Here is a 20,039-nt window from a genome sequence, read left to right as displayed (position 1 = left end):
GCGCGGGCTCCTGCGCGCTCACGGCCCGCTCCTCGTCTCCGTCACCGGCACGCTCACGCCGAGCCGGAAGCCGCCTGCCTCATGGTCGGCGGCCAGCACGCCGCCGAGTCGCTCCGCGCGCTCCCGCAGCCCGGCGAGACCGGAGCCCGTCGGGGCTGCGGCGCCCTCGGCGGCCGGCCCTCCGGGCCGACCGTCGTCGATGATCTCGATCGTGGCGACGCCGTTCGCGAGCTCGACGAGGATCGCGCAGCTGCGCGCCGGGGCATGACGCAGGATGTTCGTGACCCCCTCCCGCACGGTCCAGGCGAAGAGACGGTCGATCTGCGGCGGCAGCACCGTTCCCGTGCCGCGGATCTCGGTCCGCACGCCGGCATCACTCAGCGTGCTGCGCGCGGAGTCGAGCTCGTCGGCCAGCACCTCTTCGCGGTAGCCGGCCACGGCCTCGCGCACCTCCTCCAGCGCGTTCCGGCCGATCTCCTCGATCCCGCGGGCATGCTCGGCGGTCAAGCCTGGATCGGTCGCCGCGAAGCGTCGCACCGCCTGTGCCTTCACCACGATCACCGAGAGGGTGTGGCCCAGCAGGTCATGCAGATCGCGCGAGAACCGCGCGCGCTCCTCAGCCACGGCGGAGCGGGCCAGACGTTCCCGGGCCGCAGCGAGCTCCACCGTGCTCTGGCTCAGCGAGTCGATGAGGACCGCACTGAAACCGGCCATGTACGTGATGATGGCGAAGACCAGCGCGTCCGCGAGGCGTGCGCTGGTCAGCCCCGCGGCGACCGCACCGCTGAGCGCGATCCCGCTGATCAGTCCCGGGGCGAGGCGGCGGCGCACCCCGACGGCCATGGTCAGGGCGAGCAGCGGGTAGAGGAAGACCTGATGCTCGTCCCAGAGCAGCTGATAGGCGATCACCATCAGCACCGAGACGGCCACGAGCGCCTCCGCGAGCCTCCGCGCACCGGCCCGTCGGCCGATGATCGCGGTCGTGACGTGCACGGCACCGAGCAGGAGCACGGCCAGCAGCTGCAGCACGTCGAAGCGCTGTGCGGCCGCGACCACCGGCACCAGCAGCAGCACCGGGGTCCACGCCACGGCGTACCAGCGGCCGGACAGGCGGGCGACGCGGGGCGGGGCGGCCTCCTCGCAGTCCGGGGGCGGTGCGGATCGTGCGACGGTGCTCATGGGGCCTCCGTGCTCACCGTGCGCCCGCCGGCCGCTCGCGGCACGGCGCTGCGACGGAGCCCCAGGATCAGCATGCCGCCGACGAGCAGATGCATCAGCAGGAGCACCGGCAGCGCTCCCCCGGAGGCTCCCGCGAGGGCGGGAGAGCCCAGGGACAGCAGCAGCACCACGACCGCGATCATGGCCCACCGGGCACGGCCGCGCCGAGTGCGGGCCAGCAGCGCCAGCAGCAGCCACGCCGCGGCACCGCCCGCCACTGCGGCGAGAACGACCGCGCCCGGGCCGACCGTCCGACCGTCCGCGAGCTCGAGGGAGAGATCACCGACGGGGACGGCGAGGGTCCACACCAGCAGCCCGGCGAGCGCCGCCGCGGCGAGGGTGCCGGTGGCGACCGGCACGCGGATCCGGAGAGCGGCGTCGGAGGTCCGCGACCGTGCGGGCGAGGTGGTCGTGGAGGTGGAGGGATGATGCATGGTCTGCTCCTCGGGGTCGGCATCCCCACCGGCGATGAGGACTGTCTCCGACGCTAGGGAACCGGTGCCCTCCCCGGCAGAGCCGGCTGTCCCCGGCCCAGCAGGACATCTGTCCTGCCACCACGCGAGCCCCGTGGCTCTCTCGACGTCCTCGCCCCGTCCGGAGCGCAGCGCGCAGCTCGGCCGTCCAGCGGCTCGTGCCGCACCGGACCGCGACGGCTGCGACCAGGCCGCCGGCTCAGGCTTCGAGCACGTACCTCAGCGTCTCCACCACCTGTTCCGTGGTCGTGCACCAGGCCTGGGCCTCGGCGTCGACCTCCTTGAGCGGGTGGACGATGTCCGCGTCGTGGAGGGTGATGTAGGGCGTGCCCAGCGCCGCGCAGTAGCCGGCGTCGAAGGCGGCGTTCCACTGCTTGTACTTGTCCCCGAAGCGCACCACCACCAGGTCGCTCTTCTCGATCAGGGTGCGGGTGCGGATGGCATTGACCTTCGAGGACTGATGATCGCGCCAGAACGAGCTGTCGTTCGCCCCCAGGTGGTCGCCGGCGGCGTCGCTCGCGGGGTGGTCGGTCACCGGCGCGGAGAAGACCACGTCCAGCCCGGCGGCCTCCGCACCGCGCTGGATCTCGTCACGCCATGCGGTGTGGATCTCACCGGAAAGATAGACGGAAAAACTCATGGTCAGGGCTCCTCACGGGGGTGCGAACGGGTCTGCTGCTCTGGCAACCATCGTAGACGGTCAGGGCAGGGCCCCGGGGTCGGGCCTGCGGGACGCCGACGGCCCTCGTGCCAGCACGCGGCCGAGCATCCTGCCCGACCGCCCTTCTGTAGGCTCACCCCGTGGAAGCCGTCCTCAACATCGCCGCGTATCTGTTCACTCGGATCACCGACCGTGAGCAGCTGCGCCCCGTGCTGCGCGACCGGGCGGAGACAGCGGGGCTGAAGGGCACGATCCTCCTCGCGGAGGAGGGCATCAACATGTTCCTCGCCGGTGATGCCGACGCAGTGCGCGGGTACGTCGACGAGCTGCGTGATGACCCCCGCTTCGCCGCTCTGACGACGACGGAGAGCTGGTCGGCCGAGCAGCCGTTCCGCAAGATGCTCGTCAAGCTCAAGCGCGAGATCATCCGCATGGATCACCCGACGATCCGCCCTACCGAGGAACGTGCGCCGGCGGTGGCGCCGCGCACTCTCAAGCGCTGGCTCGATCAGGGACACGATGACGACGGCCGTGACATCCTCATGCTCGACACCCGCAATGCGTTCGAGGTCGACTACGGCACCTTCGAGGGCGCGCTCGATTGGCGCATCACGCGGTTCACGCACTTTCCGGATGCGGCATCCGCTCATCGCGAAGAGCTCGAGGGCAAGACCGTCGTGAGCTTCTGCACCGGTGGGATCCGCTGTGAGAAGGCCGCGATCTACCTGCGCGAAGCGGGCATCGATGCGCTCCAGCTCGAGGGCGGCATCCTCGGCTACTTCGAGCAGATCGGTCAGGACCACTACGACGGGGAGTGCTTCGTCTTCGATGAGCGCGAGGCGCTTGCGCCCGACCTCACGCCGCGGGCCGTCATCGCGTCGTAGTGCGCCACCGCGGGAGCACAGTGGCCTGAAACGGTCACGGCGTACAGTCCATCACGGAGCTGACCCTGGTTCCCCGACGATGGGAGGCCGGATGCCCGGCGCCGTTCCACCACCCGCTGCCAGCTCCGACCATTCGTCGGACACCACGGCGTCGACCCCTCCGCTCCTCACTCTGGGACTGCTCGCCGGATCGACGATGGAGAACGAGCGACGACTTCCCCTGCATCCTCACCACCTGGACCGGATCGACGCCGACGTGCGGGCGCGGATGATCGTCGAGCGCGGCTACGCCGCCGATTTTCAACTGGATCCCGGGTACATCGAGTCACGGGTGGGGCGGGTCGCTGAGCGCGCCGAGGTGATCGCCTCCGCTGACGTCCTGCTGCTGCCGAAGCCTCAGGCGGCGGACGTCGCCGCGATCCCGGAGGGCCGCGTCCTGTGGGGATGGCCCCACTGCGTGCAGGACGCGCAGATGACCCAGACCGCGATCGATCGCCGGCTCACCCTCATCGCCTTCGAAGCCATGAACCACTGGACCCGTCGGGGAGATTTCAGCCTGCATGTGCTGCACAAGAACAACGAGCTCGCCGGATACTGCTCCGTGCTGCATGCGCTCAGCCTCAGAGGATCCACCGGTGACTACGGGCCGCGACTCAGCGCCGTCGTGATCGGTTTCGGGGCCACGGCCCGAGGAGCGGTCACCGCCCTGAAGGCACAGGGGATCCATGGCATCCAAGTCCTCACCCAGCGTGGGGTCTCGGCTGTCGGCTCCCCGATCCACAGCGCACACATCACCCAGCTGAACACCGGCGACGGCCCGGTCCACCTCAGCACGGTGCTCACCGCGGACGGCGATGTCCTGCTCCCGGACTTCCTGGCCTCGCACGACATCGTCGTCAACTGCACGCTCCAGGACGTGGCGGCACCCCTGACGTACCTGCGGACCCAGGATCTGGAGAGGTTCCCCGCAGGGAGACTGATCATCGATGTCTCGTGCGACGAGGGGATGGGCTTCGAATGGGCCAGGCCCACGGAGTTCGAGGATCCGATGTTCACCGTCGGGCAGGGCGTGAACTACTACGCCGTGGACCACAGCCCGTCCTATCTGTGGAACTCGGCCACCTGGGAGATCAGCGAAGCCCTCCTGCCGTTCCTTCGCACGGTGATCGAGGGACCGCCCGCCTGGATGGCGGATCAGACGATCTCCCGTGCGATCGAGATCCACGATGGCGAGGTCAGGAATCCGAGCATCCTGGCGTTCCAGGGCCGGGACTCCGCGTACCCCCACCCGCGGACCGCTGAGCTGTCCTGAGCCTCGAGCACACGGGGCGGCATCGGGGCTGCGGCCAGCCTCCGCAGTCAACAACACCGGCACCGCGCACCCGCTGACGCCGGGTCCAATCTGATCGCCTCGGCCCTCCGAATACAGGACGGGCGCCTCACCACGATCGCCTGACGCGGCCAGATCGCGCTGACGGCCTCCGCACTCGCCGGTCGGCGCCAGCCCTGCTGCGCCGATCCCAGTCCTGAGGAGGTCGATCATCATTCTTCCCGCCCCGAACTCCCGCAGGGCCGCCCACCCCGCACCGGCCGCGGAACCGCTGCCGGGCTACCGCGCCGGACGTCTCCACTCCGACCCCGACCATCTGAGCGTGCTCTTCACGGACTTCGATGTCGCCGCCTACGGTCGCCAGGACCACGGGCGCATCCTCGTCGATGCCACGGCCGCCGCGGCCGAGGACCTGTCGGAGGAGATCCGTGCCGATCTCGCGTTCCTCTGCCGTCTGGACAGCGCCGGACTGTCGGAGGCGCGCGCTCTGCTGGCTACCTGGACCGCCACCGAGGCCCGGATCACGGCCTTCGTGGCGACCTGGGCCTTCGCCCGTCATCAGCTCGGCCGCGCCATGCGGGACCTGCTGGCCGCCACCGGGCCGCCGATCCGCCCGCCGCGTCGGCGCTCAGTCGCCTCCCACCTCCGCAGCGCGTACCTCGAGACGATCATGCCGCTGCTCGCCCCCGTCTGGACGCACGTGGTGGGAGAGCCGGTGGTCGCCGGTCACATGGCGCGCCTGGCCGTCCAGGAATCCGCCCTGCAGGCCGCCTATCGAGCGGTGCTGCCCCGACTGCACGGGGAGTCGGCGCGCGTCGTCGAGGAGATCCTCCGACGCCGGGAGCACAGTGCCCGCTTCTTCCGGCTCGAGGCGGAGGCCCGCATCTCCCGCTCCCGGCGAGAAGCGGTCACCGCACGCCGTCATCTCGGCCGCGGGTGGGAGCCGCTGCGCGTGGTCGGGGTGGCCGATCCCGACGAATCCCGCGCCCGCTCCAGCCTCTTCCGCTCCCCCGACGCCCGTGCGGACCTCGCCCGCGCCACGTCGATCCTGCACGATCTGCTCCCGGCCTCTCGACGCCGCCCCCGGACGGCGCCGCACCGGATCCCTGGAAGGACCTCCCATGGCCTTTGATCTCGAACGCTTCACCGACACCTCCGAACCGCTGCGGTGGGACGACCTCGACATGACGGTCTTCCGCGATCAGCCGCTGGATCCGCAGACCCTGCGCACCGTCCGCTACATGTGCGACGTCGAATACCACACCACCTGCTTCCTGCGAGATCTGCTGGTCACGCCCTCCCACCGGGAGGAGGAATCGGCCGGGTTCATGACCACCTGGAACCGAGAGGAGTTCTGGCACGGGGAAGCCCTGGCTGCCGTGCTGGCCGCCCACGGGATCGTCGTCGACTACGACGAGGTGAAGGCCAAGCGGCTGGGGCTCGGGTGGCAGCTCGCGCTGTCGTCCATGAAGCAGTCCGCCCTGGCGAACCTGGTGGGCCAGGACTTCGTCGCCGTGCACATGACCTGGGGAGTGGCCAACGAGCTCTCCGCCACCGCCGGGTACCGGCGCCTCGCCGAGATGACCGACAGCCCCACGCTGGCCGCCCTGGTCACGCGGATCGCTCAGCAGGAGACCCGGCACGTCGCCTTCTACACGACCCAGGCACGGGCACGCCTGGAGACGTCCGAGAAGGCGCGCAAGCTCGTCCGCCTGCTGCTGAGCAAGGCGTGGCGCCCGGTGGGCTCCGGGATCATGGAGGAGGACGAGGTCCGGCACGTCTTCGGGCACCTCTTCGGCGGCATGCAGCACGACGTCGACAAGCTCGATCAGCGCATGCAGCGGATCCCGGGCCTCGAAGGACTCACGATCTTCGACCAGGCGTTCCGTCGTCTGGCCATCGCCTGAGGCCCCCAGCTGGGTCACCCTCGGCAGCGCCGGTCGATCCTCTCACGTCCGGCACGAGCGCCCAGCGGCACCGAGCTCGACCCGGTCGCTAGGCTGGGGTGATGGCGACAGTACTGCTCGTGCGGCACGGCCGCACCACGGCCAATGCGACGGGACTGCTGGCAGGTCGGACCGCCGGCGTGAGCCTGGACCGGCTCGGACGGGACCAGGCGACGCGGACCGGGGACAGGATCGCGGACGTGCCGGCGGTCCGGGTGGTGTCGAGCCCTCTCGAGCGCTGCACGGAGACCGCCCGGACCATCGTCGATCGCCAGAAGGGTGCACCGCCGTCGTCGGTCGACCCCGAGCTCACGGAGTGCGATTACGGTCAGTGGCAGGGCCGACGGCTCAGCGATCTCGCGACCGAGGATCTGTGGCCGGTCGTGCAGTCGCACCCGTCCGCTGTCGTCTTTCCCGGCGGCGAGTCCCTGGCGGGGATGCAGGCCAGGTCGGTGGCAGCGATCCGTCGCCACGATGCCGCCGTCGAGGCCGAGCACGGGCCGGGCGCGGTGTGGGTGGCGGTGAGCCACGGTGACATCGTCAAGTCGATCCTGGCCGACGCGCTCGGCATGCACCTCGACCTGTTCCAGCGGCTCGAGGTGGGGCCCGCCTCCGTGTCGATCGTGAGCTATGGCGCGAACCGGCCGCGGGTCTGGGCGACCAACACCGACTCCGGTGATCTGTCCTGGCTCTCGACAGCTGTCCGGTCCGGCGATGCAGCGGTGGGCGGCGGTGCGGGCACGTCCGCCGTGGGCGACCGGACGCCTAGACTCCTCACATGACCGACGTGCCTGCACATGTTCATGAGTTCGACTGGCCGGATCGGGTCGTCATCGGGATGCTCGGGCGTCCCGGGTCCCGGACGTTCTACCTGCAGGCGCGCACCGGGGAACAGATCGTGAGCATCGCCCTGGAGAAGGAGCAGTCGGCACTGCTCGCGCTGAAGATCGACGAGATCCTCGACCAGCTCATCGCCGTCGAGGACAACCGCTACAGCGTCCCCACCAGCACTCCCGTCGAGCTCGTGGACAATGATCCGCTCGAGGCCGTCCAGGAGCAGTTCCGCGCCGGGACCATCGGCATCGGCTGGGACCCCACCACGGCCCAGGTGCTCATCGAGGCGCACCCCCTCCCCGCCGACGACGACGCGCTCGATGCCGGCGCTGCGGCGGACTCCGAGATGCTGCGGGTGCGGATGCCGGTCGGCACTGCGCGGGCGTTCACCCAGCGCACCCGGGAGATCGTGGACGCCGGGCGTCCCCTGTGCACGATCTGCGGCCACCCCATCGACCCCGACGGCCATATCTGCACCCTTCCCGAGGACTGATGACCGCGTCGGACCCGGCGACCGCCGAACTGACGCTCACCGGCCGCATCACGACGGCCTCCAACGCGACGTTCCTCGGCAGCATCGACGACGCGGCGGTCGTCTACAAGCCGGTGGCGGGAGAGGCTCCGCTCTGGGACTTCCCCGGTGGCACCCTGGCCCGCCGGGAGGTGGCCGCCTACCTGATCTCGCAGGCCCTCGGCTGGAACGTCGTGCCGCGCACCTGGTTGCGCGACGGCCCGCTGGGCGCAGGGATGGTGCAGCTCTGGCAGGAGCCGGACCGCGCCCGACGCGCCGTGGATCTGGTCGCGAGCGACCACCTGCCCCCGACGGGCTGGAGAAGCGTTCTCGAGGGCCTCGATCAGAGCGGGCGCAGGATCACCCTCGTCCATGAGGACTCGCCGGCGCTGCGACGCATGGCGGTGTTCGATCTGATCATCAACAACGCCGATCGCAAAGGCGACCACATCCTCGCCATGGCCGACGGACATCGGTACGGGGTCGACCACGGCCTCACCTTCCATCGCGACCCAAAGCTGCGCACGGTCCTCTGGGGATGGCGGGGAGACGCTCTGACGGACAATGAGCGCGACGGCATCGACCGTGTCAACGAAGGGCTGCACGGCGAGCTGGGCCAGCAGCTGAGGGAGCTGCTCAGCGCCGACGAGGTCGCAGCGCTCACCGCGCGCTGCGCCGAGCTGCGTGCGGACGGGCGGTTCCCGGCCCCGAGCGGCGCGACGCCGGCGGTGCCGTGGCCGCTGTTCTGAGGGAATGACGGCTGCGGGGCCCCGGATCGTGCCATCTTCGCGGTGGAGACGTGACGCTCCGCCGGTGATGCCCCGCTTGCCGTGCACGATCTCGTTGATCCGCCGCGGCGGCACCCCGATCGCCAGAGCGAGCTTGCTCAGCGTGATCCCGAAGTCCTCGCCGCAGAGATCAGCTCGAGCTTCTGCAAGCTCGCCCGCTGCACCGTCCGGCCAGTCTGCCAGAGCTGAACATCGGCGATCCGTCGGCCAGCACAGTCGTCAAGTTCTGACCTATTCCCGGCCTCCGAACGAGTCTGAACCTGACGACTCCGTGAATGGGCCGCGTGGAGCAGGGTCTCGATTCACAGTGCGACAGCGTGGACGAGTGCCGAGACGGAGACCCGCTCAAGACGGCGCCCGTGAGGACCCGATCGTGCCCACGGCCGCGACCGCAGCACCGATGAGCGCCGCGACCGCGCAGACGAGGAGGGCGCTGTTGACACCGGAAGCGGTGCCGACGCCGACCGACTGCCAGACGGCCGAGACGACGGCGACACCGGCCCCGATGCCGAAGAGGTAGAAGATGCGCTCCAGCGGCCAGGCCGCATCCTCGTCTCCGGCAGGAGTGTCGTCGGATACGACGAGCTCGGCAGGTGTCTCGACTGCTCCGATCCCGGCTCCGGCGACCGCCAACGGGGCCAGGACGAACCACCAGGGCATCCCCGGGGCGACGTGCGCGAGCCAGAAGACGCCGGTTGCGGTGCACACGAGCCCGGATACGAGGAACCACGCCGCATGAACGCTCGCGCCATACGTCTCGGCCACCGGCGCCGTGAACAGAGCGCCCAGGATGATGGGCAGCAGGAGCAGACCAGCGATCAGGGGCGAGTACCCGAGCTCGTCCTGAAGATATCCGGACAGCGGGAAGAACACCCCGAGACTGGCGAACTCCGTGAGTCCCCTGACGGCATTGCCAGCGGCGAAGCGCCGACGGCGCAGCAGCCGCAGCGCCAACAGCGGGCGACGACGTCGCATCTCCACGACCAGCAGCACCGACAGAAGCGCGAGTGCGGCGATCGCCGCCGCAATAGCCGGGGCGGGGCCCGCACCAAGGGATGGGCCCTCGATCACTGCGAAGAACAGCCCACCCACAGCTGCAGCGGCCACGACGGCCAGCAGCCCATCGCGCAGCAGATCGTGGGAGGCGCCGGCCTTCCGACGTGTCGCCCCGAGAGTCCTCCACGCCGCGGCGGCGACCACGGCCGCGAGCACGACATCGAGACCGAACTGGATGCGCCAGCTCACCGCCGTCGCCAGCGCGGCCGGGAGAACCGGGCCCAGCGCGGCCGCCAGCAGTGCCGCCAGGCCCTGCACCTGCGCATCCCGCTTCGCATCGCGGCCGTGCCCGTCGGCGCGCACCAGGCGCTGGACGGCGGGCTCGATCAGACCGACTCCCAGGCCCTGCCCGACGCGAGCGGCGATGAGCACCGCGACGGAGGGGGCGAACGCGGCGGCGGCCGACGCCAGTCCGAAGGCGGCCAGCCCGGCCAGCAGCACTCCGCGGGCACCGTAGATGTCCGCTGCCCGCGCGCCCACCGGGATCGTCGTCGCTGCCGCGATGATGAACGCGGCGACGACCCACGTCGATCCGGCGATGCCGGAGCCGAACTCGGCCTGAACGGACGGCAGGAGGATGACGATCCCGGCCAGGTCCAGCACCACGACAAAGGTCGCCGCGCCGAGCAGCAGCGACCGTGCGGCCGCCCTTCCCTGCGGCCGGACCGTGTCCGTCCTGCTCGAGCCGGCGTCGCTCATGACGCTGCCTCCTCCTCAGCTCTCGGCCTGATGAGACCGCTCATCGCTGCGACTGCTCCGGAGACGTCGAGGTCGGGGTCGAGCAGGCTGTGCAGCCACAGGCCGTCTCCCGCGGCGATGATCACCGTCGCGATGGCGGACGCCGACGGTCCTGCGGGGTCGGCACGCTGACCGTGCTCCGCGGCGACGAGGTCGGCGACCCGATGGCGGAGCCGGCGAAGAACCTCAACGATCCGCTCGCGCAGCCGGTCGTCCCGGGAGGACTCGCGCATCGCCTCGAGCAGCACACCGGCCTGCGCCGAGCACGCACCGACCTCCGACGCCGCGGCGCTCGTCCATGCGAGGAGATGCTCGACCGACTGCATCGCCGCGAGCTCGGAGTCGGGGAACATCTCCTCGACCGCCGTCGCGGCGGCTTCGACCAGCATCGACTGCTTCCCACGGAAGTGGTAGCTCACGGTCCCGTGCGGCAGGCCCGCGCGCTCCGCGACGGCGCGGGTCGTGACCCTGCCCCAACCGGACTCAGCAATGAGACCGGCTGCGGCGACCAGAAGCCGACGACGCGTCGACGAACCGTCACCGCCCTTTCCATCTGGACTGTCCATATGGACAACCCTAGTACGGGGCTGATGGGGACACTTCCGGCACGGCCTCAAGATTCCGTCACCGCGGTGCGCGCACTAGTTGCCACTACCACTAGTCACGCATACGCTCTAGTCATGAGCTCGGAACAGTGGCCCAGAGAGTGGGTCAGAGCAGCGCTCGAGGTCTGCGTCCTGCGGGCGCTGCTCGACGGTCCGAGCTACGGATACGCGATCACCCGACATCTCGCCGCAGCCAGCTTGGGAGACGTCAAGGGCGGAACGCTCTACCCTCTGCTCGGGCGTCTCGAGCAGGCCGGACACGTCGAGGTCGAGTGGCGCCCAGGAGATGGCGGGCCTGGCCGGAAGTACTTCTCACTGACCGATCAGGGACGCACACACGCCCGGTCCCTGGCGGACCGATGGGCCGCCTTCACCGCCACGACCCGAGAGCTCACCGACGGCGCACTCGCATACGAAGAGAGCAACTGACGTGACCACCATGAACAGGAACGGAGCCACGATGGGGAAGGACAGCACGAGGAGCTTCGGCACCCTGGACGCCTACACGCGGCTGGCCCCGAATGTCGAGAAGGGCTGGGCCGAGCAGTTCGTCCTCGAGCAGCGCCTCCTCGGTCTTCAGGGGAGTCGGATCGGCGACTCCCTGGCGCTCGTGGAGAGTCATGTGGTCGAATCCGGCGAGAGCGCCGAGGCCGCATTCGGTGACCCCCGGAGATACGCCGAGGAGGACGCACCGGAGCAGAGCGAGCGATCCCCCGATCGCCTTGATCGGGGCTGGAGCCTCGGCATCGTTCTCGGTCTGGCAGGCATGCTGCTGAGCACTTTCAGCGCTCAGGCTGCATTCTCCGGTGAATCCTCTCTCCATGTGACCGTCGGACTTCTCGTCGTGCTCGCGATCGTTGCGGGGTCGGCCGCGCTCGTCCTTCTCACTACGCCCGTCCTCATGCGGGCGCTCGCACAGTTCCCGATGCGAAATTGGGTCGGCTGGATGCTGCTGCTCGCCGGGATGGTCGGCGCGCTACTGCTCCTACCTCAGCCGGTCGGGGAGATCGGTGTCGTGAGCGCCCTGGTCATCGCCGGGATCCTGCTCGCCGTCGGTCTCCTCCTGCAACTCCGCGCCCACCTCCGCGGTCGCGTGCAGGAGGATCCGATCGTCGGCCCGGGTGAGCAGCCTGTCAGATCCAGAGCAGGTCTGGTCGCGGTCCTGATCTTCCCTGTCGCGACCATCGCCATGATCGGCTTCTCCTGGCTGCTCCAGGCGATCGTCGAACAGTTCTGACCGGGATCCGCTGAAAGCGTGCTCACCGCGTCGATGAGGTCGAGCTGAAGCGCCGATGTCCCGGTAGTCTGACCGGAGTCAGCGAGCCCGCGCCGTGGAAGAAGGCAGGATGAAGACCACCACGCTCGCCGCGGCGTTCTCGTTCTTCAGCACCTACCCGGACAACCCCCGCTGGTCCTGGTCGGCCGTGAGTCCCGACTCGAAGACGGTCGCCGTCACGATCTGGGAGCACGAGGTCGGCGACGACGGATCGATCGATTGCTTCGGCGATCCAGGTCTGACCACCTGGACGTCGAAGCCTGGCAATCAGGAGCGGATCCGGAATCTGCAGATCGCTCGCGACAACTGCGATGCCCTGTTCCATGTCATCTGGGTGACCGCACGCAACCTCGAGGAGAACCCCTGGACCATCGCAGGCCGGTATCCCGAGGAACACTTCATGATGAAGCTGATCGACCTGAACGAGGTGACGGGCGAGTTCTCCGCCGTCCTCGTAGATCCGGCGTCGGCGGGCCATGAACTGCGGACGATGTCCGACCGGCCGACCAAGCCGCCCGTGTACAGCCTGCGGATCCGGACCGACCGACGGCGAACGAGCGAAGCGACGTCTCGACGTGCGATCGCAACCTGTCCAACCTGCTTCATGGCGCTTCCCGCTACCGGCATCTGCGATACCTGCGAATAGGACCGACCGGCGCGGGAAGCAACCGAAAGCCTCCCCACCCAAGAGCGTCGAAGTCATCGCGTTGCTCGCCGTCGAAGAGCGCCCGGAGCTCGGCGAGGTCCGTGTCAACGAACTCTTCGTCGGCAACGACGTCGATCGACGGATGCGTCACCCGGTGGCGCTCCACGGGTCGACCAGCTCGATGCCGGTATGCGCGAAATCCTTGACGTTGCGCGTCGCGCAGGTCGCTCCGTGCGTCAGGCAGATCGCGGCGATCTGCGCGTCGGCCGTGCTGATCGGTGCTCCCGCACTCTCCCGAGCAACGAGGACGTCGGTATAACGTTCGGCCGCCGAGCCATCGAACGGAAGCACCGAGCGACTCCCCCGATACGGCTCGAGCGCCACCTCGATGCGCCTGGTCAACTCATCCTTGCGCCGACCGTCCGGGAGTCGCCGCACACCAGCCAGCAGCTCCGCGAGCGTGACGGACGTGATCGCGACATCACCCGTCAACGACGCGAGCCAATCGACCACGCGCACCTCCGGCGACGGCCGGAAGATCTCCGAGATGACGTTCGTGTCGAGGACGATCACTCGAACTCCACGGACCGTGCGACGTCGTCGCGCCTCGCGATCGGCAGGTCCTCGACTCCGCCGGCATCCTGCGCCGCGGACAGCAGCGCCATTCCGATGTGCGGCCGTCGCGAGGCCTGGGTCAGGATCTCGCGGACCTCGGCCTCCATGGAACGGCCGTGCTCCTTCGCCTGCGCGGCGAGCCGCTTCTTCACTGCTTCGTCGAGCCCGCGAACGATGATGGATGACATCAGCGATCACCTCCTCTGCTATCAAGCATGATAGCGCCGCTGCCTCGACTCGCGCCCGATGCTGTACAGCTCCTCCGATACGACACCGCCTCGACCGCCTCTCGACGAGGCGACCGGGGCGGCGCATGACTGTGATTCGGGCTGGGATCGGGGCGCGATAGAAGTACTGGTGGACGAGGATGTTGCGGAAGCCTCGGATCTGCGGCCAGGGGACGTCCGGATGCGCATCCGTGATCTCGGCGGGGAGATGGTTCACGGCTTCGCCGATGATCTGCAGATTGCGCTCGATCGCGTCCTCTGCCATCTCTGCCATGTCCGCATCACCGTCAAGAGCGGCGACATATCGCCGGCAGCGTTCGATGGCCTCGAGGACATCGGCGATGCGCTGCGCAGGGCCTCGGCTCACAGTGCGACCGCGTCGATCAGTGCCGAGTCCGAGATCGGCCGCTTGAGCAGCTGGACGGAGAACACGTCGATGTTGTCGCGGCCGAAGAGCGCTCGGGTCTCTTCCATCAGCCCGGAGGCCCGCATGAGCAGATTCCCCTCCGCAGGGTCCATCTCGACCAGGATGTCGATGTCTGATCCCGGGTGGGCGGTGCCCCGGGCAACGGAGCCGAACAGCTTCGGGCTGGTGGCGCCGTACCGGTCCAGGATCGCCAGGAACTCATCGCGATGCGCGTCAAGGAGCTCGCGGAGGGCGAGCGTCTCTGGCGTCACGGCGATCTCAGGCATGCCGCCAGGATACCGGCGACGGTGCCGATAGGCACGGCTGCTCACCCCAGCACGGCCGTTCCGCCGCCGATCTGAACTGATGAGGCCCGACGGCCTGAGCCACCTGGCAATACCTCATGTGGCGTCGGCCAGCCGGCTTCCGCGGAGGAAGGACAGCATCCGTGCACTGCACGGTGAAACGGACCTCCACCACGTGCCCGCGCACCACGTGCCCGCGCGTAGGGCCATTTGACTCAGTAGTGATAGCGGGCCTGCAGGATCACGAGGTCCTCGTCGTCCACGAGGCAGACCAGCCGGTGCTCATCGGTGATGCGCCGCGACCAGGCACCCTGCGCTCCGTACTTCAGCTGCTCGGGCTTGCCGATCCCGGAGAACGGTTCGCGCAGGCAGGCGTCGATCAGCGAGTTGATGCGCTTCAGGATCTTCCGGTCGGCGGTCTGCCAGTGCTCGTAGTCCTCCCACGCCGACTCGTCCCAGACCAGACGCACTCAGGCTTCCTCGTCTGCGCGATCGAGGTCGTGGACCTCGACCTTTCCGGCGCGGGCACGGTCGTAGGCATCGAGCAGGCGGCGGGCGTTGGCCGGCGAGCGGAACAGGTAGGCGGTCTCCTGCCACGCGGCGTACTCGTCGGCCGGCATGAGAACCGCGTTGCCCTTGCGAGAGACGATCTCGACGGCCTCGTGGTCCTCGTTCACGCGCTCGATGAGAGGGAAGAGGGTCTTGCGCGCCTCGCTTGCGCTGATGGACATGATGAGGGCCCCCGTTCGGATCGATGGTACAACTTCACGGTACCACTCCTGACGGCGGGTCGCACAGCACGCGGCGACCAAGTCATGCCGAGCACCTCAACTCCGCCCATGGACCGACACTCGCTGTGGAGACAGCCTGACGTGGCCTGCTTGTGCACCAGCCCGCCGAACCGGGACTGGATTCACACGTTGAAGCGGAACTCCACCGCGTTCCGGTACGTAGGACCATGTGCGTCAGCGCCGGTAGACGTCACGCCTGTTCCCCGCCGCGACGACCAGGACGAGGAGTTCGTCATCGTGGATCTCGTAGATGACTCGCCAGTTCCCCGTGCGAACTCGCCAGGCGTCACGGCCGGTGAGCTTCTTCGACGCTGGCGGCCGAGGCTCGTCGGCCAGCAGGACGAGTACGGCGGCGACTCGCTCCTGACCATCACGCGGGAGCCTACGGATCTGACGACCCGCGGCAGACGCGATTCGAACCGCATAGGTCATAGACCGAGCTCGCGACGGAGCTCATCCAGCGTGACGCTCTCTCCGCCTTCGGCCTTCGCCGCGTCATAGGCCGCGATGTCGTCAAGTTCCTCGGCCGCTTCCATCAGCCGATCGAGCGTGTCGGCATCCACGATCGCGCCCACCCGCCGATCGTGGCGAGTGAGGTACACGGGCTCGCTGTGCGCTCGGTCGATGAGCCGACCGAGCTGGTCGCGTGCCTTGGTTGCGGTGATCTCCATGACTCAAGAGTACCCCAAAATGTACATTATCGGGGAAACCGAGACGTCGCGGCCGACACTGCCCGAGGCCCCATGGGCGATCTCTAGCCGATCTCCGCCTGGATCTGCCGGATCACTGAGCCGAGCACGCCGCGCGACAGAAGACCTTCCCCGAGCGGTCCAGATGAGTCAGCCCCGAGGGACGGAAGCCGACGCAGCGCCTCGCGCTCACGGTCAGTGAGATCCGAGATCTGCCAGCGCACTTCTTCCTGCACGGCTTCCGGTCGACGTGGCTCAGCAAGCGAGACGGCCTTCCCAGCGTAGGCGGCAGCCCCCAGCGCGCGGGCACCCATGTGCGCAACCGCGGCCGCCTGACCCACTGCCCGTGCCGCGGAAGCACTCGCTCAGCGCATGACAGCGCCCAGCGCGCCAACACGCGCCGAGCCGAATCACTCAAGGTCTGGATCGATGCCATGCCTCGACCATAGTCGGCACGATCACGCCACGACCGTCACCATGGGCGGACGATGGGCGGGCGCGCGCTCACACGTTGAACCGGAACTCCACCACGTTCCGGCACGTACAGCCATCTGACGATCAGAGCAGAACGTCTGGCTCCGCGCCGGAGGGCAACCACTGGCGAAGCGCTCCGATCCATTCGTCGGAGGCATCAAGATGCGCATCATGGCTCCCCGCAGACAAATCGATGCGATCGGTCGCCCGGCGACGCAGGATCAGCTCGTCCTTGTCGGCTTCGCTGAACATTCCGTCCTTCGCGAAGATCGCGAGAGTCGGGATCTTCAGCGCCTCCCAATCCTCCCAGCGCGGCTCGTGCACGGCTTCGATCGTGCGTTGCATGACATCGGCGTCGAACCGCGGTCGCAGCCCATCGTGGGCCGCCTCGAGGTCGGCGACCCACGCATCGACGATCGCATCCGCTCCAAGGAAAACGCGAGCTTCAGCCTCGTCGAGGAACGGCACCGGCCACGACGCGAAATACCTCCCCAGCCCCACGGCCTCGCCCGGATCGTCACTGCCGATGACGTGTCCTTCGAGCATCACGAGACGCCCGACGATATCTGGGCGCGCAGCGGCAGCAAGGAATGCCGTGTGCGCACCCATCGACTGTCCGACGAGCGACCAAGGCTCTCCGGACACGATCTGCTCGAGCACTGCAACGACGTCATCCACGAAGGCCCTGCGTGACAGGTCGACCGGTCGGCGCGTGCTGAGACCGTGACCTCGCTGGTCCAGGAGCAGAACATGGAAGGAGTCGGTGAGCGCATCCGCGGTGGGCAGGAGTTCCCGTGAGCTGCCGGCGAGCCCGTGCAAGAGAAGGAGAGGGGGCCCATCGCCGCCACGATCAGTGACGGAGAGCTCCACATCATCGCGGCGGACCGTCCGACGGACGCCGCCCGTCATGCGATCTGCAGCGGAGTGATCGCAGCGACCTTCTCGCGCAACGCCCGCCGTCCGAGCCGCAACTCGTAGTTCGACTGCAGGTTCATCCACAACTCCTCGGACGTCCCGAAGTACCGCGCCAGACGGATCGCCGTGTCCGCCGTGATGCCCCGCTTGCCGTGCACGATCTCGTTGATCCGCCGCGGCGGCACACCGATCGACACAGCAAGCTTGTTCTGCGTGATCCCGAACCCCTCAATGAAGTCCTCCATGAGGACCTCCCCGGGATGGATCGGCTCGATCAAGTCACTCTCAGTGGTAGTCGACGAGTTCGACATCTTCTGCTCCTCCATCTCTCCAGACGAAGCAGATACGCCACTGCGCATTGACGCGGATGCTGTGCTGACCCCGACGGTCGCCCACCAACCGCTCCAGCCGGTTCCCGGGAGGAATCCGGAGATCCCCCACGTCCTTGGCCGCGTGGATGAGTTCGAGCTTCCGCATGGTCGCCCGCTGCACCGTCCGGTCGACGCGCTTGACGTACTGCTCATGCCAGATGCGTTCGGTGTCCTTGCTCCCGAACGATCTGATCACGAGACCAGCATATAACGCAGAGCGTCATTAACGCTAGACGTTAAACCTGAACTCCACCACGTCGCCATCGCGCATCACGTAGTCCTTGCCCTCGATGCGCACCTTGCCCTTGGCCTTGGCCTCGGCCATGGAGCCGGCTTCCATGAGCTGGTCGAAGGAGACGATCTCGGCCTTGATGAAGCCGCGCTCGAAATCGGTGTGGATGACGCCGGCGGCCTGCGGGGCGGTGGCTCCCTTGGGGATGGTCCAGGCCCGGGATTCCTTGGGACCGGCGGTGAGGTAGGTCTGCAGGCCCAGGGTGTCGAAGCCGACGCGCGCCAGCTGGGCCAGCCCGGACTCCTCCTGACCGGTGGACTCGAGCATCTCGGCGGCCTCGTCCTCGTCGAGCTCGATCAGCTCGGACTCGAACTTCGCATCGAGGAAGATCGCCTCGGCGGGAGCGACCAGGTTCCGCAGCGCCTGCTGCGAGGCGGTGTCCGCGAGACCCTCCTCGTCGGTGTTGAAGACGTAGATGAAGGGCTTGGCGGTCATCAGCTGCAGCTCGCGGAGTGCGGCCACGTCGATGCCGGCGCCCTCTGCACCCTGGTAGAGCGTTGCTCCGGTCTCCAGCAGAGCCTTCGCCTTGATGACGTTCGGCAGCACGGCGGGGTCGACCAAGCCGCGCTTGGTGTCCTTCTCCAGTCGCTGCATCGAGTTCTCGATGGTCTGGAGGTCGGCGAGGATCAGCTCGGTGGCGATGATCTCCATGTCGTCGGACGGAGAGACGGAGCCCTCCACGCGAGTCACGTCGGGATCGGCGAATGCGCGGGTGACCTGGCAGATCGCGTCGGCCTCGCGTATGTTGGCGAGGAACTTGTTGCCCAGGCCCTCTCCCTCGCTGGCGCCCTTGACGATGCCGGCGATGTCCACGAAGGACACCGTCGCCGACAGCAGCTTCTGGCTGCCGAACACGGTCGCGAGCTCGGCGAGCCGCGGGTCGGGCAGCGGGACCATGCCGATGTTGGGATCGATCGTCGCGAACGGGTAGTTCGCGGCGAGGACCTCGGCGCGGGTCAGGGCGTTGAAGAGGGTGGACTTGCCGACGTTGGGCAGTCCCACGATTCCGATAGTAAGAGCCACGGGAGGTGATTCTACGGGGCGCGGCCGCGCGTGCGGGAGCTGAGGGGGTGAGCCTCTGGTCTCACCCCTTCAGGGCGTCGGGGAGCTGCGGCTCATCGACCGCCGGCTGGCAGAAGATCGGCAGCGGCAGGCATCCCAGAGAGGTATCGCTCAGCCGCGCCTCCCGCACCACCACCAGGCGGGCTCCCGCACCCTCCGCGGGCGGTGCGGACTCCGGCAGCTCGAGGCTCACCGCACCGACAGCACGATGGCTGGGCCCGGGCTCGTCCAGACAACCCTCGCGCAGCGCCGGAAGGCCCTCGACCACGACGGCGGCGAGGTCGATGTCCGAGCGAAAGGGCGCGGACTGCGCATCGGCTTCCACCCGGGCCTCCGCCGCGGGATCGCAGCGCGGGTCCGGGACCACCAGGTACGCGGGCTCCCCCTGCCATGCCGAGACGTCGGCCAGCAGTGCCGTCGCGACTCCGGCCGGCTCCTCCATCGCCGCGGGCACGGCGCGCACCTCGATCTCCCGCAGCGTGCAGGTGTTGCGATGGTCCACCGTCCACCACCCCGCATCCGAGGGCTCCACTCCGCAGTGCACCGTCCGTGTGGTGCCCAGCCGCTGCCCGAACTCCGCATCCAGTGCCGCGGCGTCCTCTGCGCTCAGCCCGGCGAGCTCTGCCCGAGCCCACTCCAGGCCCGCAGTGGCCTCCTGCTGGGCGGCATGCGGCCGCAGCACCAGGGCGCGCAGGAACAGCAGCCCCCAGATCAGCAGGAACACCAGCAGCAGGGCCAGCAGCATCTGCCCGATCCGTCGGCCGATCCGCCGGCCCCCGGACGGACCGCGCGCACCGCGCGCACCGGTCATCTGCTGCTCCCCATCGGTTCCCCTCATCCTCGCGTGTCACACAGAATGCCTCACCGTCGGCCGACGGCGGCGTTCCGCCGCGGGCGTGGCGACGGTCGTCCGTCCCACCCCCGTG

Annotated in this window: 28 protein-coding genes and 2 pseudogenes; 10 read left to right on the top strand and 20 right to left on the bottom strand. The window is 68.8% G+C overall.

The genetic code is table 11. The features are described from left to right. Positions 1-18: 18 nt before the first annotated feature. From CFK38_RS07480 to CFK38_RS07470, 3 genes are all read right to left on the bottom strand, one after another. Positions 19-1,179 (bottom strand): sensor histidine kinase, encoded by a 1,161-nt coding sequence (locus tag CFK38_RS07480; protein WP_096802510.1) that lies wholly within the window; start codon positions 1,177-1,179, stop codon positions 19-21. Continuing rightward, complete coding sequence (locus CFK38_RS07475; protein ID WP_218192350.1) at positions 1,176-1,652, bottom strand: DUF6069 family protein; 477 nt, start codon at positions 1,650-1,652, stop codon at positions 1,176-1,178. The genes CFK38_RS07480 and CFK38_RS07475 overlap by 4 nt, the downstream gene beginning before the upstream one ends. Before the next feature lie 238 nt (positions 1,653-1,890). Next, on the bottom strand, positions 1,891-2,331 hold the full coding sequence (locus CFK38_RS07470) for a YtoQ family protein (protein WP_096802509.1): 441 nt from the start codon (positions 2,329-2,331) through the stop codon (positions 1,891-1,893). Between the two features lie 161 nt (positions 2,332-2,492). Between CFK38_RS07470 and CFK38_RS07465 the strand changes: the two genes are divergently transcribed. From CFK38_RS07465 to CFK38_RS07435, 7 genes are all read left to right on the top strand, one after another. Beyond that, positions 2,493-3,236, top strand: coding sequence for a sulfurtransferase (locus CFK38_RS07465; RefSeq protein ID WP_096802508.1), 744 nt, complete (start codon positions 2,493-2,495; stop codon positions 3,234-3,236). A gap of 196 nt (positions 3,237-3,432) precedes the next feature. Continuing rightward, positions 3,433-4,548, top strand: coding sequence for a N(5)-(carboxyethyl)ornithine synthase (locus CFK38_RS07460; RefSeq protein ID WP_245851259.1), 1,116 nt, complete (start codon positions 3,433-3,435; stop codon positions 4,546-4,548). A 340-nt stretch (positions 4,549-4,888) separates the two neighbouring features. Further along, a complete protein-coding gene (locus tag CFK38_RS07455; protein ID WP_096802506.1) occupies positions 4,889-5,698 on the top strand; it encodes a hypothetical protein in 810 nt (269 codons plus the stop codon). Then, entirely contained in the window at positions 5,688-6,473 is a 786-nt protein-coding gene (locus CFK38_RS07450) for a ferritin-like domain-containing protein (protein ID WP_096802505.1), read from the top strand. Before CFK38_RS07455 ends, CFK38_RS07450 begins: the two co-directional genes overlap by 11 nt. Before the next feature lie 101 nt (positions 6,474-6,574). Further along, complete coding sequence (locus CFK38_RS07445; RefSeq protein WP_172895774.1) at positions 6,575-7,294, top strand: histidine phosphatase family protein; 720 nt, start codon at positions 6,575-6,577, stop codon at positions 7,292-7,294. Then, entirely contained in the window at positions 7,291-7,839 is a 549-nt protein-coding gene (locus tag CFK38_RS07440) for a DUF3090 domain-containing protein (RefSeq protein WP_096802504.1), read from the top strand. The genes CFK38_RS07445 and CFK38_RS07440 overlap by 4 nt, the downstream gene beginning before the upstream one ends. Beyond that, positions 7,839-8,606: an SCO1664 family protein gene (locus CFK38_RS07435; RefSeq protein ID WP_096802503.1), complete on the top strand. Its 768-nt coding sequence runs from the start codon at positions 7,839-7,841 to the stop codon at positions 8,604-8,606. Before CFK38_RS07440 ends, CFK38_RS07435 begins: the two co-directional genes overlap by 1 nt. Positions 8,607-8,633: 27 nt before the next feature. Here the strand turns inward: CFK38_RS07435 and CFK38_RS17570 are convergent. The 3 genes and pseudogenes from CFK38_RS17570 to CFK38_RS07420 form a co-directional block, all read right to left on the bottom strand. Further along, a pseudogene (locus tag CFK38_RS17570) lies at positions 8,634-8,753 on the bottom strand (helix-turn-helix transcriptional regulator); the annotation flags it as partial. A 237-nt stretch (positions 8,754-8,990) separates the two neighbouring features. Then, complete coding sequence (locus tag CFK38_RS07425) at positions 8,991-10,400, bottom strand: MFS transporter (RefSeq protein WP_096802502.1); 1,410 nt, start codon at positions 10,398-10,400, stop codon at positions 8,991-8,993. Next, positions 10,397-11,005 (bottom strand): TetR/AcrR family transcriptional regulator, encoded by a 609-nt coding sequence (locus CFK38_RS07420; protein WP_096802501.1) that lies wholly within the window; start codon positions 11,003-11,005, stop codon positions 10,397-10,399. Before CFK38_RS07420 ends, CFK38_RS07425 begins: the two co-directional genes overlap by 4 nt. Before the next feature lie 114 nt (positions 11,006-11,119). On the opposite strand from CFK38_RS07420, the gene CFK38_RS07415 reads away from it, so the two are divergent. The 3 genes from CFK38_RS07415 to CFK38_RS07405 all read left to right on the top strand — a co-directional run bounded on the left by CFK38_RS07415 (position 11,120) and on the right by CFK38_RS07405 (position 12,966). Next, positions 11,120-11,473, top strand: coding sequence for a PadR family transcriptional regulator (locus tag CFK38_RS07415; protein WP_096802500.1), 354 nt, complete (start codon positions 11,120-11,122; stop codon positions 11,471-11,473). A gap of 10 nt (positions 11,474-11,483) precedes the next feature. Continuing rightward, a complete protein-coding gene (locus CFK38_RS07410; RefSeq protein ID WP_157773402.1) occupies positions 11,484-12,281 on the top strand; it encodes a hypothetical protein in 798 nt (265 codons plus the stop codon). Between the two features lie 109 nt (positions 12,282-12,390). Next, on the top strand, positions 12,391-12,966 hold the full coding sequence (locus CFK38_RS07405) for a hypothetical protein (protein WP_096802498.1): 576 nt from the start codon (positions 12,391-12,393) through the stop codon (positions 12,964-12,966). 147 nt (positions 12,967-13,113) lie between these two features. On the opposite strand, the gene CFK38_RS07400 is transcribed toward CFK38_RS07405, so the two are convergent. The 14 genes and pseudogenes from CFK38_RS07400 to CFK38_RS07335 form a co-directional block, all read right to left on the bottom strand. Beyond that, on the bottom strand, positions 13,114-13,539 hold the full coding sequence (locus tag CFK38_RS07400) for a type II toxin-antitoxin system VapC family toxin (protein WP_096804262.1): 426 nt from the start codon (positions 13,537-13,539) through the stop codon (positions 13,114-13,116). After that, positions 13,536-13,769, bottom strand: a complete 234-nt coding sequence (locus CFK38_RS07395; protein ID WP_096802497.1) for a FitA-like ribbon-helix-helix domain-containing protein — start codon at positions 13,767-13,769, stop codon at positions 13,536-13,538. The genes CFK38_RS07400 and CFK38_RS07395 overlap by 4 nt, the downstream gene beginning before the upstream one ends. A gap of 172 nt (positions 13,770-13,941) precedes the next feature. Then, positions 13,942-14,175: pseudogene (locus tag CFK38_RS17880) on the bottom strand (HepT-like ribonuclease domain-containing protein); the annotation flags it as partial. Continuing rightward, entirely contained in the window at positions 14,172-14,501 is a 330-nt protein-coding gene (locus CFK38_RS07385) for a nucleotidyltransferase family protein (protein ID WP_096802496.1), read from the bottom strand. The gene CFK38_RS07385 and the pseudogene CFK38_RS17880, both read right to left, overlap by 4 nt. Before the next feature lie 233 nt (positions 14,502-14,734). After that, the gene (locus CFK38_RS07380; RefSeq protein WP_096802495.1) at positions 14,735-14,989 is read right to left on the bottom strand and encodes a Txe/YoeB family addiction module toxin; all 255 of its coding nucleotides are present in this window, start codon (positions 14,987-14,989) and stop codon (positions 14,735-14,737) included. Continuing rightward, positions 14,990-15,250: a type II toxin-antitoxin system Phd/YefM family antitoxin gene (locus CFK38_RS07375; protein ID WP_096802494.1), complete on the bottom strand. Its 261-nt coding sequence runs from the start codon at positions 15,248-15,250 to the stop codon at positions 14,990-14,992. It lies immediately after the preceding gene. A 234-nt stretch (positions 15,251-15,484) separates the two neighbouring features. After that, positions 15,485-15,742 (bottom strand): type II toxin-antitoxin system RelE family toxin, encoded by a 258-nt coding sequence (locus tag CFK38_RS07370; protein WP_096802493.1) that lies wholly within the window; start codon positions 15,740-15,742, stop codon positions 15,485-15,487. Then, complete coding sequence (locus CFK38_RS07365) at positions 15,739-15,981, bottom strand: type II toxin-antitoxin system Phd/YefM family antitoxin (RefSeq protein WP_096802492.1); 243 nt, start codon at positions 15,979-15,981, stop codon at positions 15,739-15,741. The genes CFK38_RS07370 and CFK38_RS07365 overlap by 4 nt, the downstream gene beginning before the upstream one ends. An 83-nt stretch (positions 15,982-16,064) precedes the next feature. After that, positions 16,065-16,313 (bottom strand): hypothetical protein, encoded by a 249-nt coding sequence (locus CFK38_RS17825; protein ID WP_338025023.1) that lies wholly within the window; start codon positions 16,311-16,313, stop codon positions 16,065-16,067. 244 nt (positions 16,314-16,557) lie between these two features. Beyond that, complete coding sequence (locus tag CFK38_RS07355; protein ID WP_096802491.1) at positions 16,558-17,382, bottom strand: alpha/beta fold hydrolase; 825 nt, start codon at positions 17,380-17,382, stop codon at positions 16,558-16,560. After that, positions 17,379-17,699: a HigA family addiction module antitoxin gene (locus tag CFK38_RS07350; protein ID WP_096802490.1), complete on the bottom strand. Its 321-nt coding sequence runs from the start codon at positions 17,697-17,699 to the stop codon at positions 17,379-17,381. The genes CFK38_RS07355 and CFK38_RS07350 overlap by 4 nt, the downstream gene beginning before the upstream one ends. Next, a complete protein-coding gene (locus CFK38_RS07345) occupies positions 17,674-17,955 on the bottom strand; it encodes a type II toxin-antitoxin system RelE/ParE family toxin (protein ID WP_096802489.1) in 282 nt (93 codons plus the stop codon). The genes CFK38_RS07350 and CFK38_RS07345 overlap by 26 nt, the downstream gene beginning before the upstream one ends. A gap of 33 nt (positions 17,956-17,988) precedes the next feature. After that, positions 17,989-19,074 carry a redox-regulated ATPase YchF gene (gene ychF / locus CFK38_RS07340; RefSeq protein ID WP_096802488.1) on the bottom strand — a complete coding sequence of 362 codons (1,086 nt, stop codon included), beginning with the start codon at positions 19,072-19,074 and terminating at the stop codon, positions 17,989-17,991. Between the two features lie 61 nt (positions 19,075-19,135). Then, positions 19,136-19,924, bottom strand: a complete 789-nt coding sequence (locus CFK38_RS07335) for a hypothetical protein (protein ID WP_096802487.1) — start codon at positions 19,922-19,924, stop codon at positions 19,136-19,138. Positions 19,925-20,039 lie beyond the last annotated feature (115 nt).

Source organism: Brachybacterium vulturis, from assembly GCF_002407185.1.
Classification (GTDB): Bacteria; Actinomycetota; Actinomycetes; order Actinomycetales; family Dermabacteraceae; genus Brachybacterium; species Brachybacterium vulturis.
The sequence above is the reverse complement of the archived record's forward strand: the minus strand, read 5'-3'. Positions and strand labels throughout refer to the sequence as shown.

What these genes read in the sequence shown, in the direction of transcription:
- CFK38_RS07480 (WP_096802510.1), bottom strand. Translation starts at nt 1,179, where the DNA reads ATGAGCACCGTCGCACGATCCGCACCGCCCCCGGACTGCGAGGAGGCC.
- CFK38_RS07475 (WP_218192350.1), bottom strand. Translation starts at nt 1,652, where the DNA reads ATGCATCATCCCTCCACCTCCACGACCACCTCGCCCGCACGGTCGCGG.
- CFK38_RS07470 (WP_096802509.1), bottom strand. Translation starts at nt 2,331, where the DNA reads ATGAGTTTTTCCGTCTATCTTTCCGGTGAGATCCACACCGCATGGCGT.
- CFK38_RS07460 (WP_245851259.1), top strand. Translation starts at nt 3,433, where the DNA reads ATGGAGAACGAGCGACGACTTCCCCTGCATCCTCACCACCTGGACCGG.
- CFK38_RS07450 (WP_096802505.1), top strand. Translation starts at nt 5,688, where the DNA reads ATGGCCTTTGATCTCGAACGCTTCACCGACACCTCCGAACCGCTGCGG.
- CFK38_RS07445 (WP_172895774.1), top strand. Translation starts at nt 6,575, where the DNA reads ATGGCGACAGTACTGCTCGTGCGGCACGGCCGCACCACGGCCAATGCG.
- CFK38_RS07440 (WP_096802504.1), top strand. Translation starts at nt 7,291, where the DNA reads ATGACCGACGTGCCTGCACATGTTCATGAGTTCGACTGGCCGGATCGG.
- CFK38_RS07435 (WP_096802503.1), top strand. Translation starts at nt 7,839, where the DNA reads ATGACCGCGTCGGACCCGGCGACCGCCGAACTGACGCTCACCGGCCGC.
- CFK38_RS07425 (WP_096802502.1), bottom strand. Translation starts at nt 10,400, where the DNA reads ATGAGCGACGCCGGCTCGAGCAGGACGGACACGGTCCGGCCGCAGGGA.
- CFK38_RS07420 (WP_096802501.1), bottom strand. Translation starts at nt 11,005, where the DNA reads ATGGACAGTCCAGATGGAAAGGGCGGTGACGGTTCGTCGACGCGTCGT.
- CFK38_RS07415 (WP_096802500.1), top strand. Translation starts at nt 11,120, where the DNA reads ATGAGCTCGGAACAGTGGCCCAGAGAGTGGGTCAGAGCAGCGCTCGAG.
- CFK38_RS07410 (WP_157773402.1), top strand. Translation starts at nt 11,484, where the DNA reads ATGAACAGGAACGGAGCCACGATGGGGAAGGACAGCACGAGGAGCTTC.
- CFK38_RS07405 (WP_096802498.1), top strand. Translation starts at nt 12,391, where the DNA reads ATGAAGACCACCACGCTCGCCGCGGCGTTCTCGTTCTTCAGCACCTAC.
- CFK38_RS07395 (WP_096802497.1), bottom strand. Translation starts at nt 13,769, where the DNA reads ATGTCATCCATCATCGTTCGCGGGCTCGACGAAGCAGTGAAGAAGCGG.
- CFK38_RS07385 (WP_096802496.1), bottom strand. Translation starts at nt 14,501, where the DNA reads ATGCCTGAGATCGCCGTGACGCCAGAGACGCTCGCCCTCCGCGAGCTC.
- CFK38_RS07375 (WP_096802494.1), bottom strand. Translation starts at nt 15,250, where the DNA reads ATGTCCATCAGCGCAAGCGAGGCGCGCAAGACCCTCTTCCCTCTCATC.
- CFK38_RS07370 (WP_096802493.1), bottom strand. Translation starts at nt 15,742, where the DNA reads ATGACCTATGCGGTTCGAATCGCGTCTGCCGCGGGTCGTCAGATCCGT.
- CFK38_RS07365 (WP_096802492.1), bottom strand. Translation starts at nt 15,981, where the DNA reads ATGGAGATCACCGCAACCAAGGCACGCGACCAGCTCGGTCGGCTCATC.
- CFK38_RS17825 (WP_338025023.1), bottom strand. Translation starts at nt 16,313, where the DNA reads ATGGGTGCCCGCGCGCTGGGGGCTGCCGCCTACGCTGGGAAGGCCGTC.
- CFK38_RS07355 (WP_096802491.1), bottom strand. Translation starts at nt 17,382, where the DNA reads ATGACGGGCGGCGTCCGTCGGACGGTCCGCCGCGATGATGTGGAGCTC.
- CFK38_RS07350 (WP_096802490.1), bottom strand. Translation starts at nt 17,699, where the DNA reads ATGTCGAACTCGTCGACTACCACTGAGAGTGACTTGATCGAGCCGATC.
- CFK38_RS07335 (WP_096802487.1), bottom strand. Translation starts at nt 19,924, where the DNA reads ATGACCGGTGCGCGCGGTGCGCGCGGTCCGTCCGGGGGCCGGCGGATC.